Here is a 15,049-nt window from a genome sequence, read left to right as displayed (position 1 = left end):
CCTGCTCTCCTACGCGCCCCAGAGCGTGACATACACCGGGGGCCGGAACCGGGAGGGCGGGACGCCCGCGCCGGGCGCGCGCATGATGCGGGTCGCTGCGGGCGTGTGCAGGAAGTGCAGGAACGCGTCGGTGGCCGGGGAACGATGCTCGGCCTGCAGGACGGTGGCGTGCCAGGTGGCGTCCGATGGCGTGGCCGGGGTCTCCAGTACACGCAGCTCGTCACGCCGGATGCGGGGCGACACCAGATGGGCCAACGCTGGTGCCACCCCCGCGCCCTCGGCGGCAGCCGCCCAGGTCGCGGCCTGGTTGGGGAACACCCACACGTGTCCTTCGGCCACTTTGAGCCGACGTAGCAGTCGCCCGGAGTCCGCGTCCGGATCGGTTCCGGAGGAATCGACCAGCCACGACCACTGCGGCGGCGGACCGGGCGGCCGTGGCGACCTGACGCCGATCACCACGACCAGCTGGGTGCGGAACAGCGGCTCGCTGACCAGTTCGCCCCCATGGCCGGCGCCGAGATACGGCCCGAGCGCGACGTCAGCCAGCCGGTTCTCGACCAGCGCACGTATCTCGTTGCCGGCGGCTACCCCGAAGGAGGTCTCGGTCCTGCGTCCTGAGCGGTCGGCGAAAGCCTCCACGAGCGAGGGGAGTGCGAACTCGGCCAGCGTGCTCGTGGCGACGACCCGAAGCTCGTCGGGCGCACCCCGTGCCGCCCGTACCGCCGCCTCGGCATCCGCGCTCAGCGCGACCATCTGCGACGCGACCGGCAGCAGCCGCGCGCCCGCGGGCGTCAGACGCATCCCACCGCCGCCGGTGCGCCGGATGAGCGGATCGCTGTAGTGGGTGCGCAGTGCGGTGAGTGCCTGCGAAACGGCCGACTCGCTCACGCCCAGGGCACGCGCCGCGGCGCCGACCGAACCGAGCCGAGCGACCAGCACGAAGGTGCTGAGCTGTGTGACCGTCACTAGCAGATTTTCCTACTTTTGGACGGATAAGTGAATGCTTATCGACCTCTTGCATGGCCAGTGCGGAAGAGCGCAGCCTGAAGAGCAGAGCGTTTCAGGAGGGCCCGATGCAGGTTCCAGCTGCCTTCCAGTACGAGACGGCCACCAGCATTGAGCACGCGATCGAGCTGCTCACGCGCTACGGCCCCGAGGCCCGGGTGGTGGCGGGCGGACACAGCCTGCTGCCGATGATGAAGCTGCGGCTGGCTCAGCCCGAAGCCCTGATCGACATCAACGGCCTCGGCGAGCTGGCATTGATCCGGGTGGACGGGCACGACCTGGCCGTCGGAGCGATGGTCCGCCACGCGGAGCTGCTCGCCTCGCCGGTCGTCGGCGAGCACTTCCCCATCCTGCGGGACGCGGAGCGGGTCATAGCCGATCCGCTCGTACGCAACCGCGGCACCGTGGGCGGCTCGCTGTGCCAGGCCGATCCGTCGGAGGACCTGTCCGCAGCGTTCTCGGCACTGCGGGCGACCCTCGTCGCCCAGGGCCCCCGCGGCAGGCGCACCATCGGTATCAGGGAGTTCTTCCTCGGGCCGTACGAGACCGCGCTGAACGAAGCGGAGCTTCTGGTGGAGATCCGCGTGCCCATCCGTTCGCACGCCAGCGCCTACCGCAAGGTCGAGCGCCGGGTCGGCGACTGGGCGGTCGTCGCCGCGGGAGCGGTGCTGGAGATCTCCGACGGGGTCATCTCCGAGGCCGGGGTCGGGCTGACCGCGGTGGGTGCCCCACGGTTCGTGTCCGAGCAGGCCGAGGATTTCCTGCGCGGCGGACGGCCGGACGACGAGGGCTTCGCCGAGGCGGGCCGGATCGCCTCGCAGGAGTGCAGGCCGACGGCCGACCAGCGTGGCCCGGTCGACTACAAGCGGCATCTGGCCGGGGAGCTCACCTCGCGGGCGCTGCGCGCCGCCGCCGCACGTGCCCAGGGGCAGGAGGCGTGACATGCGGATCACCGTGAGCGTGAACGGCGAGCAGCACACGAGGGACGTGGAGCCCAGACTGCTGCTCGTGCACTTCCTGCGCGACGAACTCGGACTCACCGGCACCCACTGGGGCTGCGACACCTCCAACTGCGGGGTGTGCGCAGTCTGGCTGGACGGGACGCCGGTCAAGTCCTGCACCGTGCTCGCGGTGATGGCCGACGGCCATGAGGTGCGGACCGTCGAGGGCCTGGCGCACGGTACCGAACTCGACCCGGTGCAACAGGGATTCATCGCCTGCCACGGACTGCAGTGCGGCTTCTGCACGCCGGGGATGATGATGACCGCCCGCTGGCTGCTCGACCACAACGCGGATCCGTCCGAGGAGGACATCCGCGAGGCCATCTCCGGACAGATGTGCCGCTGCACCGGCTACGAGAACATCGTGCGCTCCATCCGCTGGGCCGCCGAGCACGGCGGCGGGCAGCGGACCGCCGACGCGGACACCCAGTCGGCGCCCGGCCGCGAGGAGGTGCGGGCATGACGACCACCGAGGAACGGCCGGTCGGCTTCGGGCGCATGCCCCGCAAGGAGGACGCACGGTTCGTCCGCGGCCACGGAACCTACGTCGACGACGTACGGCTGCCCGGAATGCTGCACGGCGCGATCCTGCGCAGCCCGCTGGCCCACGCCCGGATCGTGTCCGTGGACATCAGCGCCGCCGAGGCACACCCGAAGGTCAAGGCCGTGATCACCGGGGAGACTCTGGCCGGTCTCGGGCTGGCCTGGATGCCCACGCTCTCGTACGACACGCAGGCGGTGCTCGCCACCGACAAGGTGCGCTTCCAGGGCCAGGAGGTCGCCTTCGTCGTCGCCGAGGACCGCTACGCAGCCCGGGACGCCCTCGAGTTGATCGACGTGGAGTACGAACCGTTGCCGCCGGTCGTCGATGCCCGGCGGGCGCTCGAGCCGGACGCGCCGGTGATCCGCGACGACAAGGAACACCAGACCGACAACCACATCTTCGACTGGTCGGCGGGTGACAAGGAGCGAACCGACGAGGTCTTCGCGGCCGCCGACGTCGTGGTCGAGCAGGACATGCTCTACCCGCGGGTGCACCCGGCGCCGCTGGAGACCTGTGGCACGGTGGCGGACATGGACGCCATCACCGGCAAGCTGACGGTGTGGTCCACCACCCAGGCCCCGCACGCCCACCGCACGATCTACGCGATGGTGGCCGGCATCCCGGAGCACAAGATCCGGATCATCTCCCCGGACATCGGGGGCGGCTTCGGCAACAAGGTCGGCATCTACCCCGGCTACGTGTGCGCGGTCGTCGGCTCGATCGTCACCGGCAAGCCGGTGAAGTGGGTGGAGGACCGCTCGGAGAACCTGATGAGCACCTCCTTCGCCCGCGACTACCACATGCACGGCGAGATCGCGGCGACGAAGGACGGGAAGATCCTGGGCCTGCGTGTCCACGTGATCGCCGACCACGGCGCGTTCAACGCCACCGCACAGCCGACGCAGTTCCCGGCCGGCTTCTTCGGCGTCTTCACCGGCTCGTACGACCTGGCCGCCGCGCACTGCACCGTGACCGGCGTCTACACCGACAAGGCACCCGGCGGTGTCGCCTACGCCTGCTCGTTCCGCGTCACCGAGGCCGTGTACCTGGTCGAGCGGATGGTCGACGTGCTCGCGGACAAGCTCGGCACGGACCCGGCCGAGCTGCGGATGCGCAACCTGCTGCGGCCCGGGCAGTTTCCGTACCGGACGCAGACCGGATGGGAGTACGACTCCGGTGACTACCCGAGAGCCCTGCGGCTGGCGATGGACATCGCGTACTACGAGGACCTGCGCCGGGAGCAGGCCGAGAAGCGCGAGCGTGGCGAGCTGATGGGGATCGGGGTCAGCTTCTTCACCGAGGCCGTCGGCGCGGGCCCGCGCAGGCACATGGACATCCTCGGACTGGGCATGGCCGACGGTGCCGAGTTGCGGGTCCACCCGACCGGCAAGGCCGTCCTGCGGATCTCCGTACAGACCCAGGGACAGGGCCACGAGACGACGTTCGCGCAGATCGTCGCCGAGGAACTGGGCATCCCGCCCGAGGACGTCGAGGTGGTGCACGGCGACACCGACCAGACCCCGTTCGGGCTCGGCACCTACGGCTCCCGCTCGACGCCGGTGTCCGGCGCGGCGGCCGCGATGGTCGCTCGCAAGGTGCGCGAACGCGCGAAGATCGTCGCCTCCGCGATGCTCGAAGTGAGCCCCGACGACCTGGAATGGGAGAAGGGTCGCTGGTACGTCACGGGCGACCCCGACCAGGGGCGGACCATGCCCGAGATCGCGCTCGCCGCACACTCCAACCTGGAGCTGCCCGAGGGCGTCGAGGGCCACCTGGACGCGACCTGCGTCTACAACCCGCCGAACCTGACCTTCCCCTTCGGCGCGTACATCTGCATCGCCGACGTGGACGCCGACACCGGCCAGGTGAAGATCCGCCGGTTCGTCGCCGTGGACGACTGCGGCAACCGGATCAACCCCACGATCGTCGAGGGGCAGGTGCACGGCGGACTCGCCGACGGCCTCGGCATGGCGCTCATGCAGGTGATCGCCTTCGATGAGGACGGCAACTGCCTCGGCGGGTCGTTCATGGACTATCTCCTGCCCACCTCGGTCGAGTGCCCGTCCTGGGAACTCGGCGAGACCGTCACCCCCTCCCCGCACCACCCCATCGGCGCCAAGGGCGTCGGCGAGTCCGCCACGGTGGGGTCGCCCGCCGCCGTGGTCAACGCCGTGGTCGACGCCCTGAAGCCGCTCGGCGTACGCCATGTCGACATGCCGCTGACGCCCGCCGCGGTCTGGCGGGCCGCCCAGGGCCGGCCGCTGCGCACCGACATGGCCATCACCTGAGGCCCCCACGATGACGAACACCGAACTGCTGACCCGCGCGGACGTGCTCCGGCAAGGCCGTACGCCGTTCGTCCTGGCCACCGTCGTCCACGCGGAACGGCCCACGAGCGCCAAGCCCGGGGACAGCGCGCTGGTGCTGCCCGACGGCACCCTCGAGGGTTTCGTGGGCGGCACCTGCGCCGAGACAACGGTGCAGCTGCAGGGCCTGCGCGTGCTGGCGACCGGCGAGTCGCTGCTGCTGAGGATCACGCCCGGCGCGGGCACCGAAGGCGCGCAGGAGCCTGTCGAAGGCCTGGTCACGGTGGCCAATCCCTGCCTGTCCGGCGGGACGCTCGACATCTTCCTGGAAGCCAACCTCCCCCCGGCGCTGGCGTACGTCTACGGACACGCCCCCATCGCCCGCGCCCTGCTCGACGTCGGTCGCGTGGTCGGTCTCGACGCCCGGCCGGCCTCGCCCGGGGAGCAGCTGCCGCCCGATCTGGACGTCGTCGTCATCGCCACACACGGCCGCCAGGAGGAGACCGTGCTCATCGAGGCCGCACGCGCCGGGATCCCGTATATCGGGCTGGTGGCCAGTCCGAAGCGCGGCGCGGCGGTGCTCGCCGGGCTGGACATCACCGAGGAACAACGCGCGCGTGTCCACACGCCGGCCGGTCTGGACATCGGCGCGCGGACCCCGGGGGAGATCGCGCTGTCGGTGTACGCCGAGATCATCGCGCTGCGGCCGAAGGCGGCCCGAGCCGTGCGCCCCGGAGCCGACACCGCCGCGCCGCAGGCCGTGGCCGAGGACGTGGATCCGGTGTGCGGCATGACCGTGGCGATCACGCCCGACACCCTCTCACTGGACCGGGCCGGCAACAGGGTGTACTTCTGCGGGCCGGGGTGCCGGCACGCCTTCGCCGACAACCCCTCCCATTACGCCCATGCCTGACCTCGACCTCCTCGTACCCGATGTCCGCGCCCTGCGCTGGCGTCTCGACGCGGCCGGTTACCTGGCCGACGACGCCCTGGCCACGGCGCTGCTGCTGGCCGTGCGCATGCGGCAGCCGATCCTGCTGGAGGGCGAGCCCGGCGTCGGCAAGACCGAGGCGGCCCGCGCGCTCGCCGCCGTGCTCGACACCCCACTGATCCGGCTGCAGTGCTACGAGGGACTCTCCTCGGCCGAGGCCCTCTACGAGTGGAACTACCCCCGGCAACTCCTGGCCATCCGGCTGGCCGAGTCCCGCGGGGAGCCCCTGCGGGACGCCGACCTGTTCACCGAGGACTACCTGCTGCCGCGGCCGCTGCTCGCCGCGATCTGCCACCCGGGACCCCGGCCGGCGGTGCTGCTCATCGACGAGGTGGACCGCGCCGACGACGAGTTCGAGGCGTTCCTGCTGGAACTGCTCGCCGATGCCGCGGTCACCATCCCCGAACTCGGCACCCGGACGGCCACGGTGCCGCCGGTGGCCGTACTGACCTCCAACCGCACCCGGGATCTGCACGACGCGCTCAAACGCCGCTGCCTCTACCACTGGATCGACTATCCGGACACCGCACGAGTCGCCGCGATCATCCGCAGACGGGTGCCGGAGTCGGCCGAGTGGCTGGCCGCGCGCGTGGCGCGCGGGGTGGCGCGCCTGCGTGCCCGTCAGGAACTCACCAAGCCGCCCGGCATCGCCGAGGCGATCGACTGGGCAGGCGCGCTGCACGCGCTGGGGCTCGCCGTTCTCGACGCCGATGCCGTCGACCGCACCCTGGGGGCCGTACTCAAGTACGCCGAGGACCTGGAGGCCGTGCGCCGGGCCGGACTGGCGGAACTGGTCGACGCGGAGCCGGGCTCCGATGCCTGACCTGCCGGAACTGGCCGCCTCGTTCACCGCCGCCCTGCACGAGGCGGGGATCGCAGTGGGCCCCGACCGTACCCGCGGCTTCGCCCGGGCACTCACCCTGCTGGCACCGTCGACGACGCGCGAACTGCGGCACTGCGCGCTCGCCACCCTGGTGTCCGACCCCGAGCAGATCGAGCTGTTCGACGCGGTCTTCCGCAAGGTCTTCGGCGGCCCGACCGACCGCGGGGCACAGCGCGGGCAACCCGGCGACCCGCCCCGATCGCTCCCGAACACCGTTCCCGGCCGCGTCCCCGGCACCCGGAAGGACACCGCGGACGGACGAGGCCGGGATACCGACGCACAGCCGCGGGAGGCTCCCGTACCCCTCGCCGCCAGTCCACTCGACCGTCTCGCGAGCCGCGACTTCGCGGACCTGACCGCAGAGGAACTGGCGCGGCTCTCCGAGGTGATGCGCGCCCTCGTGCTGCGCACCCCGACCCGGCCGTCCCGCCGACGCCGCACCGCACACCACGGTGCGCGCATCGACGTGCGCCGCACCCTCTCCGACAGCCGGCGCACCGGCGGATACCCGCTGCGGCTACGCCGCTTCGCGCCCCGCACCCGCCCCCGCGACCTCATCGTGCTCTGCGACATCTCCGGCTCGATGGAGCCCTATGCCCGCGCGATGCTGCAGCTGCTCTACTGTGCCGCCCGCGCCACCCGCGCCGAGGTCTTCACCTTCGCCACCCGGCTCACACGCCTCACGCCCGTCCTCCGGCGGGGCGGGCCGGACGACGCCCTGGCACGGGCCGGCCGGGCGGCCCCGGACTGGTCCGGGGGCACCCGGATAGCGGACTGCCTGGCGGAGTTCAACGAGCGGTTCGGCCGGCGCGGCATGGCGCACGGCGCCGTGGTCGCCATCGTCTCCGACGGCTGGGACACCGGCGCGACCGCCGACCTCGCCACCCACATGGCGCGGCTGTCCCGGGTCGCCTACCGCGTCGTATGGGTCAACCCGCGTACGGCAAGCTCGCGTTACCGTCCGCTCGTGGCCGGCATGGCTGCGGCACTGCCCTACTGCGACGCCGTCGTCAGCGCCCACAACCTCGCGGCCCTGGACGACTTCACCGCCGCTCTGTACGCCCGGCGCCGCCGCCGATGACCTCCTCAGGCGTCACAATTCGAAGAGGTGCTGGACCTCCGGGACGGTCAGGTCGATCGGATCGCTGCTGCGGGCGCGACGAGTGGTGGCGGGCATGCTCGGGACCGCGCTCGCGGCAACGGCGGCAAGGAAGGCGAGCGCGAGCATGGCCGGAGTGATGTACCGGTGCCAGGCGGTCCAGCCCCTGACCTGGTAGTGGTCCAGGCCGGTCTGGCCTTTGGCCGCCTGGAAGTATTCTTCGATGCCCCAGCAGCACCCGCTTTCCCGCATGTGTGAGGGCGACGCCCCCGCCACGGCGCTGCAGGAGGTTGTGTACCTCCGGACGGCCCGGACGCTGGTCAGCCTGCCTGGCTGCTGTCCTTGTACGCGCCCCAGCCGTGCCAGCGCTCGATCTCGATCCAGGCGCTGACCCGCGGCCGGTCTCGTTGGGCGTAGGGCGTGCCGAGGTACTGCCGGCTGAGCCGGTCGATACCAGCGAAGTCTGAGTCGTTGCGGATCTCGGCGACCCGGCCGATGAGGCTGATGTGGTTGTACCAGTTGGCTTCGTCCAACGCCGTGAGGGTGACTCGTGGGTCGTTGCGCAGATGCTCCAGGCGCTGGCGGCCCTCGTCCATGTTGACCAGGACGCGGCCGTCGTCTTCCCATAGGTACCAGGTGGCGGTGGAGACGGGCTGGCCATCCGGCCGGAGCGTGGTGATGACCGCCGGATTGGCCTTTTTGATCATGGCGATCGCATCGGGGGTAAGCGGAGGCTTCGACATCGTGCTTCTCCTCGACAGCCGTACCTGTGGGGCCCATCTGCTGTGACCTCGTACACGCTGTCACATTTCACGTGGAGACGAGCTGTACACGAAGCTCGCCGATAAGACGGTGCTCGTGTGGGCGAACGACGTCCCGCACGATCTCGGCCAAGGCCTGCGCACCGTCGGCATCGCCTGGCCCCTCCTGCCCGGCTACGACCGCCTCACGAGCTCCGCCGGATGTCTTGGCAGCGGAGCAGGGCTCGGTCAGCCAGGTCGTCAACGTGGCGCCGGTTTCCAGGTCGGTGAAGTGGGCGGGGCGCCGCGGGCCTGGTAGAGGGGCGATCGGGAGGCAGTCCCATGCGTACGTGAGAATCATCGCCTCGTCCTCGTCGCGCGGGCCGCGCGACGCCTCACGACGCCTTGATCACCGCGGTCACGATGGGCCCCGCCGAGTCGCCGCCGTGGCCACCCTGCAGGACCAGGCCGGCGGCCGCCACGTCGCCGCGGTAGGCGGTGAACCAGCCGTTGGGCTTTGCCTGGCCGTCGACCTCGGCGGAGCCGGTCTTCGCGCCGACGTCGGAGCCGGAGACGCTACCCATGGCGCCCGCGGCGGTGCCCGAGCGGGCGGTGAGGCTCATCATCGACTTCAGGTCGGCGCGGATGCCGGACGGGAGGCCGGCGCCGGCCGCGGCGAGCGGGCCGTCGATCATCTTCGCTGCGACGATCCTCGGCTGATGGAACGTGCCATTTTGCACGGTCGCCGCGACAGCGGCCATGTTGAGCGGGCTCATCTGGATCTGGCCCTGCCCGATCATCTCCTCGGTCATCTCGTCGCCGCTGCCGCCCGGCACGCTGCCGTCGTACGCCGGCACGCCCACGTTCCAGGTACGGCCGAAGCCGTAGTACGTCTTCGCCGCGTCGGGGACCGATGACTCGTCGAGGCTGCCTGCCAGTTTGATGAAACCGGTGTTGCAGGAGATCGCGAAGTCCCACTGGAAGGTTGCCGAGAGGTCTGAAGAGTTCTCGACGTTGTGGAACATCTTGCCGTTGTCGAAGTTCGTGGTCGCCGGGCATGGTGCCGGTTGGGAGGGCCGCACCCCGGCCTGGAGCAGTGCCGTCGATGTAATGATCTTGAATGTGGAGCCGGGTGCGACGGCTGCGTTGAAGGCGCTGTTGCCGTCTGTCGCCGGGTTGTTGGCGAAGGCGAGGATGCCGCCGGTGGTGGTGTCCACCGCTGCGACCGACGACTGGGCGCGCTGGGTGACCGCCTGCTCGGCCGCGGCCTGAAGGCGAGAGTCCAGAGTCGTGGCAAGTTTGGCAGGCGTGCCACGGGCGATGACGTGCAGGCTCTCGCCGAGGCCGCCGTCAGGATCGTTGATCCAGGTCTCGATGCTCGGCTTGCCGCCGCTCACTTTGCTGCCGTAGCGCTCGCGCAGTTGCGGCAGGACGGCCTTCAGGGACGGGTAGTTGCCGGCGTCGAGTTGCTTTCCGTTGCGGTCGACCACCACGACGTCCGGCGACTTCGCCTGGCCGGTCTCCAGCGACTGGCCCTGCGTCAGCTGTGGGTGGATCACGGACGGCTGCCAGTCGACCAGCGGCTTGTGGGTGGTCTCGCCCCGGAAGACGGTGAGCGCGGAGTCGTAGGACCAGGTCGACTTCTCGCCCCCGTACGTGATGGTGGCATTGACGCGGAACGGCACGGTCGTGTCCTGTGCCGCGCCCGAAGTGAGTTTCACCGAGGTCACGTGCGCCTGCGTGCGGTAGCCGGCCGGGGCATCGCCTGCGCCGGTCGGGTCGTTGGTCAGCTCACCGGCGGCAAAGTTGTCACCCTTGGCCCAAGCAGCGAGGAAGGCCCGGGCGGTGTCGCGGACCTCCGCCGGGGCGAGCGGGCCGGTCTTGGCGGGCGCCGCTTGCGCGGCTGGGCCGGGGGTACTGCCGGAGTGACCGCCGGTCAGGCCCTCGTACAGGTTGTACACGCCTACCCCGGCGACCCCTACCATGCCGGCGAAAACACCGCCGATCATGCCTGATATGACGCTCCGTCTCATCCCCAGCCCCCACGCCTCGATCATTGCGACATTTTTTGAACGCGTTCAACTTACCGCATCGGTGAGATGCACATGAGCTGTCTGGCCGGGTCCATCTCGCCCACGCCCATGACGACACGTGGCCGCTGATCCGGCCAACAACGTCACGGTCACCGCGATCGCAATCCTGGGCTTCTTCCAGTGGGGCCGATTCGCTTCCGCAGGGCTGCGCGACTCTCAACTGGTCCAGCGCGCGAAGCCGGCCGAGGCGATAACGGCGGCCCTGCGAGAACCAAGTGTGGAACCGCTCGCCGCCCCACGCCGGGACAGAGGCCGGCCTGCCCATGTGCGATGCGAAGTGGCCCCTTGTCGCGGGGCGGGCGTCCGGCGTTGGGCCCCGCTGTGGGCGCGTCACACAGGCCTGATGTCTCGTAGCGCAGTGCCTCCGGTACGGCAGCGTCGATGGCGGCGGGACGGCCGGCCCGATGGTGAAGTCCCCGACCTCGATGCGTGGCTCGGTCACCAGGGGCTTGAGGAGGACCAGCCGTTGATGATCGGGAGTGGGCGGATCACGGTCCAGTCGGGGATCACGGAGGTTAAGCGGTGTGTGTCGTTTCGGTTGGTCGAGGGTGTGTCAGACCAAGGTCGTGATGCAGAACGGGTGGCCTGCGGGGTCCAGCAGTACCCGCCAGCGTTCGGGCTGCGGCTGGAACCCGGGCTTGACGGCGCCCAGGTCGAGCAGTCGCTTCTCGGCGACGTCCAGGTCGTCCACGCCGAGTTCGATATGCGCCTGCTTCTCCTGGGCGGGGTCCGGCCAGGTGGGCGGGCGGTAGTCGGCCAGGCGGTTGAAGCCGAGTCCGGTCGCTCCTTCCTTGCCGAGCAGGACGAAGTCCTCGCTGGAGAAGAGGACTGACATGCCGAGCAACTCGCCGTAGAAGTGAGCCATTTCAGCGGGGTCGGCGCAGTCGAAGGTGACGGCGGCGTAGCGGAACGCGGGTGCGGAAGTGGTGTCCGTGCTCATGACGGGAACGCTATGCCGTGACCCGGACAGTTCTGGTCCTGGTTGTGGCGTGGGTGTGGAAAACTTCCGTGAGTGATCAGCTCCTCCGCCCGCCTGCTACGGCTGCTGTCCCTGCTGTCCTCCCGGCCGTCGTGGACCTGCGCCGAACTGGCCGAGCGCATGGAGGTCACGGATCGAACAGTCCGGCGGGACATCGCCCGGCTCCGGGAACTCGGCTACACCGTCGACTCCGAGGCCGGTCCGTGGGGCGGTTACCGCCTCCGCGCCGGCTCCCGGGTGCCGCCGCTGATCCTCGACGACGAGGAGGCGCTGGCCGTGGCGGTCGGTCTGCGGGAGGCGGCACTGAGCGATGCCCTGGGCGGTGACCAGGCCGCGCTGTCCGCCCTGCTGAAGCTGCGCCAGGTGCTGCCTCAGCGGATCGCGGAGCGGTTGGGTGAGCTGGACGACGCGTTCGTCAGCCTCCCCGGGGCCGACGGGCCGCAGATCAGGGCGGGCCTGTTGCTGGAATTGGCAGTCGCCTGCCGACGAGGCGAGCGTGCCCGGCTTGCGTACGTCGACGCAGAGGGACGGGCCACGGTACGGGACGTCGACCCGTACCGTCTCGTCCGCACCGGACGCCGCTGGTACTTCGTCGCGCGGGACGTGGTGCGAGGCCAGTGGCGGACGTTCCGGGCCGACCGGGTCGACCGCCTCCAGCCCACCGGCCGGCCGGCGGACCTCACGGACCTGCCCGACCCGGCACGGCTGGTCTCCCGCAACGTCGCGAACGGCCCGTACCCGTTGTCCGCGACCATCCGGCTCCCGCTCCCCATGGAGGCGGCGCTGCGGCTCGTCCCTGCAACGGTCGGCACCCATCGCTCCGACGGCCCGGACGCGACCCTGGTCGACGTTGGCGGCCCCGATCCGGACGGCCTCGCCCGCTACCTCCTCGGCCTGGGAACTTCGCTACGGGTCCTCGCGCCGGAGTCGGTACGGCAAGCCCTGTTGCGTCGCACCCGGGAACTCCTCGAGGCCCACGGATGAGGGCTGAACCGCGGGAAGTCACCTGTAGATGCCGCTTTCGAGGCGGTGGAGTCCAAGGCGCTGCTGCCCCTGCCGCCCGAGCCGTTCGTTCGTGCCGGCCACAGAGCCAGGGAGGGGGGAGGCCGTCGAAGCCGCTGGTCTTGAGCCAGTGGTGGACCTGACCGCCCGCGCCGCCGCCGTGCCCGCGCCGCGCACCCCCGAGGATGAACCGGCTGCCGCCCCGGCGTGACGGGCTGGCTCAGGCGATGCCGTGGACGAAGGTGCCATTCCGCACGATCGTCATCTTGTGGGGGACCGGGCTCCCCGCGACGGAAACTCGGATGCGGGTACCGCACGGCCGCCCTAGGCTGCGCTCGCGGGGAGGGCGAGGAGCCGTATCGACCGTCAGTGGATCGGAGATGCACGGGGTATGACCAGTCAACTGTTCGCGATCTGCTTCAATGCGACCCGGCCGTCGGGCCTGGCGCGGTTCTGGTCCGGGCTCCTGGGCTGGGAGTTGGCTGACGGTCTGGGCGACGGCATCGCGATCCTGCCCCCTGATACCGCCGGGTTCCGCATCCGTTTCCTGCCGAGCCAGGAGCCGAAGATCGGTCAGAACCGAGCGCACTTCGACCTGACCAGCACCTCCCCGCAGGATCAGCAGCAGACGGTGGCCAGGGCTCTGGAGTTCGGCGGGAAACACATCGACGTGGGCCAACTCCCGGAAGAGGGGCATGTAGTGCTCGCCGATCCAGACGGCAACGAGTTCTGCGTCATCGAGGCGGGCAACAAGTTCCTCGCCGACACTGGCTTCATCGGAGCGCTGGCCTGCGACGGTACGCAGGAGGTCGGTTACTTCTGGAGCGAGGCGCTGCGGTGGCCGCTGGTCTGGGACCAGGACGAGGAGACCGCCATCCAATCGCCGAACGGCGGTACGAAGATCACGTGGGGTGGTCCTCCGGTGGCGCCGAAGACGGGCACGAACAGGCTGTACTTCGAGCTGGCGCTCCCCACCGACGCCGACTGGGAGGCGGAGATCGACCGCCTGATCTCGCTCGGCGCGACGCGCACCGACACCGGCGAGGGCGACGGCAGCCGGGCGCTGATGCTCGACCCCGACGGCAACGAGTTCTTCGTACAGAGGCCCCGGTAGCGGGGCTGTTGTCGGTGGCTGTGTCTCATAGGCGCGCCTGTGAAACACAGCCACCCGGCGGACGTGTCCAGGGCTTCGAGCAGATCAGCGGGCTCACCTCGAAGGCCGGCGGTCGCCTGCTGGACGGCGGGACTTGGGATGAGTACCCCAACGGTACGGCAGCCGGTTAGCCGGTGCCTGACAGGCAGACCTGGACGCGTGCTTGCGTTCGTTGCGGTCAGCCGGTCAGCCGGTCAGCCGGTCAGCCGGTCAGCCGGTTGGGCGGTCAGCCGGTTGGGCGGTGCGGCGGGAGCGGGCCAGAGCCAGCCGGCCGAGGACCGCGGCGATCAGCCCCAGCACCAAGGCCATCGCGCCACCGACTACTCCGTTGCCGGTGCCGGGACCACCATCGGCGACGGCAAGATTCAGCGCGCCGACGACCATGCCGAACAGCCCCGCCACCACGGCCACAAGGGCCCTGCTTCGCCTGTTGCCGGCGCCGGCACGACCGGCGGGGCGGGTCAGAGCCAGCCCACCGACGACCACGCCGGCCAGCGCCACGAGAGCGGCCGTGCCGCCCACGAGTCGCCCGGTGGTCACGCTGTAAACCGCGGCCGACTGGGCCGAGCCATGCGCCGCCGCCGCGGCAAGCACAAATCGGACTGACATAGGGTGCTCCTCCTACGACTGGACGTCGCCTGATCATGTCTGCCGGACCCACATCTGGTCGTCCGGCGGGCGCAGACAATTCGCGCTGCCGCCGATACCGCATCCGGCTACCGCGGACGCTGCGGGAGTCGCGAAGGTACCGCGTGTGCGGTACCCGGCCGATCATCCGCGCGCTGGAGTCGGCTGAGCTCGCCCGAGTGCGGTCCCCAGCCCTCTTTCACCCCTGCCCACGCGCCTGGGAAGCTTCCCCGCCAGGCGTGGTCGGCCCGCTCGCCGTTCACCCTTCCCGGCTGCTGTGCGCCCCCGTCCCACAGCTCCACGCGGTCGTTCGTGTCCCCTGAGTAACAACTTTGTCGTCCCGGGATGTTGACGAAGCAAAGTTCTGGGGCCAATGTTGCTGAACCGTTTGCCGCTTACACCTAACCTCACCTCCGGAGGTCCATGTGTGTGACCTGCACGATCAGCATGAGCACGAGCACGAACCTCTGAACACGAGCGGCCCCACACTCAGCAGACGACGCATCATGCAACTCCTCGGCGCTGCCGGCGTGACAGCCGCCGCGATGACCGCGGAAGCCGACCCCGCAATGGCAGCCGCCGCGGACGACAGCCCGGCCGCCGGCTACCACGCCCCCACGGGCCTC

At 70.5% G+C, this 15,049-nt stretch carries 13 protein-coding genes and 1 pseudogene; 8 read left to right on the top strand and 6 right to left on the bottom strand.

Annotated elements, in window-relative coordinates:
* Positions 1 to 9: 9 nt before the first annotated feature.
* Positions 10 to 966, bottom strand: coding sequence for a LysR family transcriptional regulator (locus ACWEK3_RS22410; protein WP_450546964.1), 957 nt, complete (start codon positions 964 to 966; stop codon positions 10 to 12).
* A gap of 107 nt (positions 967 to 1,073) precedes the next feature.
* On the opposite strand from ACWEK3_RS22410, the gene ACWEK3_RS22405 reads away from it, so the two are divergent.
* The 6 genes from ACWEK3_RS22405 to ACWEK3_RS22380 are packed head-to-tail and all read left to right on the top strand — an operon-like array spanning position 1,074 to position 7,811.
* Positions 1,074 to 1,946, top strand: coding sequence for an FAD binding domain-containing protein (locus ACWEK3_RS22405; RefSeq protein WP_453250429.1), 873 nt, complete (start codon positions 1,074 to 1,076; stop codon positions 1,944 to 1,946).
* 1 nt (position 1,947) lies between these two features.
* Entirely contained in the window at positions 1,948 to 2,469 is a 522-nt protein-coding gene (locus tag ACWEK3_RS22400) for a (2Fe-2S)-binding protein (RefSeq protein WP_453250428.1), read from the top strand.
* Positions 2,466 to 4,838, top strand: a complete 2,373-nt coding sequence (locus ACWEK3_RS22395; RefSeq protein WP_453250427.1) for an aerobic carbon-monoxide dehydrogenase large subunit — start codon at positions 2,466 to 2,468, stop codon at positions 4,836 to 4,838. The genes ACWEK3_RS22400 and ACWEK3_RS22395 overlap by 4 nt, the downstream gene beginning before the upstream one ends.
* Before the next feature lie 10 nt (positions 4,839 to 4,848).
* Complete coding sequence (locus ACWEK3_RS22390; protein WP_450546968.1) at positions 4,849 to 5,769, top strand: XdhC family protein; 921 nt, start codon at positions 4,849 to 4,851, stop codon at positions 5,767 to 5,769.
* The gene (locus tag ACWEK3_RS22385; RefSeq protein ID WP_450546969.1) at positions 5,762 to 6,670 is read left to right on the top strand and encodes an AAA family ATPase; all 909 of its coding nucleotides are present in this window, start codon (positions 5,762 to 5,764) and stop codon (positions 6,668 to 6,670) included. The genes ACWEK3_RS22390 and ACWEK3_RS22385 overlap by 8 nt, the downstream gene beginning before the upstream one ends.
* Positions 6,663 to 7,811, top strand: coding sequence for a vWA domain-containing protein (locus tag ACWEK3_RS22380; RefSeq protein ID WP_453250426.1), 1,149 nt, complete (start codon positions 6,663 to 6,665; stop codon positions 7,809 to 7,811). The genes ACWEK3_RS22385 and ACWEK3_RS22380 overlap by 8 nt, the downstream gene beginning before the upstream one ends.
* Before the next feature lie 12 nt (positions 7,812 to 7,823).
* Here the strand turns inward: ACWEK3_RS22380 and ACWEK3_RS22375 are convergent.
* The 4 genes and pseudogenes from ACWEK3_RS22375 to ACWEK3_RS22360 form a co-directional block, all read right to left on the bottom strand.
* Positions 7,824 to 8,060 (bottom strand): annotated as a pseudogene (locus ACWEK3_RS22375) (IS701 family transposase); the annotation flags it as partial.
* Between the two features lie 89 nt (positions 8,061 to 8,149).
* Positions 8,150 to 8,572 (bottom strand): PPOX class F420-dependent oxidoreductase, encoded by a 423-nt coding sequence (locus tag ACWEK3_RS22370; protein WP_450546971.1) that lies wholly within the window; start codon positions 8,570 to 8,572, stop codon positions 8,150 to 8,152.
* Positions 8,573 to 8,964: 392 nt separating this feature from the next.
* On the bottom strand, positions 8,965 to 10,578 hold the full coding sequence (locus ACWEK3_RS22365) for a penicillin-binding transpeptidase domain-containing protein (protein WP_453250425.1): 1,614 nt from the start codon (positions 10,576 to 10,578) through the stop codon (positions 8,965 to 8,967).
* Positions 10,579 to 11,215: 637 nt separating this feature from the next.
* Positions 11,216 to 11,602 (bottom strand): VOC family protein, encoded by a 387-nt coding sequence (locus tag ACWEK3_RS22360; RefSeq protein ID WP_376406773.1) that lies wholly within the window; start codon positions 11,600 to 11,602, stop codon positions 11,216 to 11,218.
* A 72-nt stretch (positions 11,603 to 11,674) separates the two neighbouring features.
* Here ACWEK3_RS22360 and ACWEK3_RS22355 point away from each other — a divergent pair, with 72 nt between their 5' ends.
* Together ACWEK3_RS22355 and ACWEK3_RS22350 are read left to right on the top strand one after the other, a co-directional pair.
* Entirely contained in the window at positions 11,675 to 12,625 is a 951-nt protein-coding gene (locus tag ACWEK3_RS22355) for a helix-turn-helix transcriptional regulator (RefSeq protein ID WP_453250424.1), read from the top strand.
* 409 nt (positions 12,626 to 13,034) lie between these two features.
* Entirely contained in the window at positions 13,035 to 13,757 is a 723-nt protein-coding gene (locus tag ACWEK3_RS22350; RefSeq protein WP_453250423.1) for a VOC family protein, read from the top strand.
* Between the two features lie 249 nt (positions 13,758 to 14,006).
* On the opposite strand, the gene ACWEK3_RS22345 is transcribed toward ACWEK3_RS22350, so the two are convergent.
* Positions 14,007 to 14,405: a DUF6223 family protein gene (locus tag ACWEK3_RS22345; protein WP_453250422.1), complete on the bottom strand. Its 399-nt coding sequence runs from the start codon at positions 14,403 to 14,405 to the stop codon at positions 14,007 to 14,009.
* Positions 14,406 to 15,049 lie beyond the last annotated feature (644 nt).

Source organism: Streptomyces sp. NPDC004721 (assembly GCF_053601495.1).
The sequence above is the reverse complement of the archived record's forward strand: the minus strand, read 5'-3'. Positions and strand labels throughout refer to the sequence as shown.

Excerpts from the sequence above, each read along its gene's own strand:
- ACWEK3_RS22405 (WP_453250429.1), top strand. The coding sequence starts at position 1,074 with ATGCAGGTTCCAGCTGCCTTCCAGTACGAGACGGCCACCAGCATTGAG.
- ACWEK3_RS22400 (WP_453250428.1), top strand. The coding sequence starts at position 1,948 with ATGCGGATCACCGTGAGCGTGAACGGCGAGCAGCACACGAGGGACGTG.
- ACWEK3_RS22395 (WP_453250427.1), top strand. The coding sequence starts at position 2,466 with ATGACGACCACCGAGGAACGGCCGGTCGGCTTCGGGCGCATGCCCCGC.
- ACWEK3_RS22390 (WP_450546968.1), top strand. The coding sequence starts at position 4,849 with ATGACGAACACCGAACTGCTGACCCGCGCGGACGTGCTCCGGCAAGGC.
- ACWEK3_RS22385 (WP_450546969.1), top strand. The coding sequence starts at position 5,762 with ATGCCTGACCTCGACCTCCTCGTACCCGATGTCCGCGCCCTGCGCTGG.
- ACWEK3_RS22380 (WP_453250426.1), top strand. The coding sequence starts at position 6,663 with ATGCCTGACCTGCCGGAACTGGCCGCCTCGTTCACCGCCGCCCTGCAC.
- ACWEK3_RS22370 (WP_450546971.1), bottom strand. The coding sequence starts at position 8,572 with ATGTCGAAGCCTCCGCTTACCCCCGATGCGATCGCCATGATCAAAAAG.
- ACWEK3_RS22365 (WP_453250425.1), bottom strand. The coding sequence starts at position 10,578 with ATGATCGGCGGTGTTTTCGCCGGCATGGTAGGGGTCGCCGGGGTAGGC.
- ACWEK3_RS22360 (WP_376406773.1), bottom strand. The coding sequence starts at position 11,602 with ATGAGCACGGACACCACTTCCGCACCCGCGTTCCGCTACGCCGCCGTC.
- ACWEK3_RS22350 (WP_453250423.1), top strand. The coding sequence starts at position 13,035 with ATGACCAGTCAACTGTTCGCGATCTGCTTCAATGCGACCCGGCCGTCG.
- ACWEK3_RS22345 (WP_453250422.1), bottom strand. The coding sequence starts at position 14,405 with ATGTCAGTCCGATTTGTGCTTGCCGCGGCGGCGGCGCATGGCTCGGCC.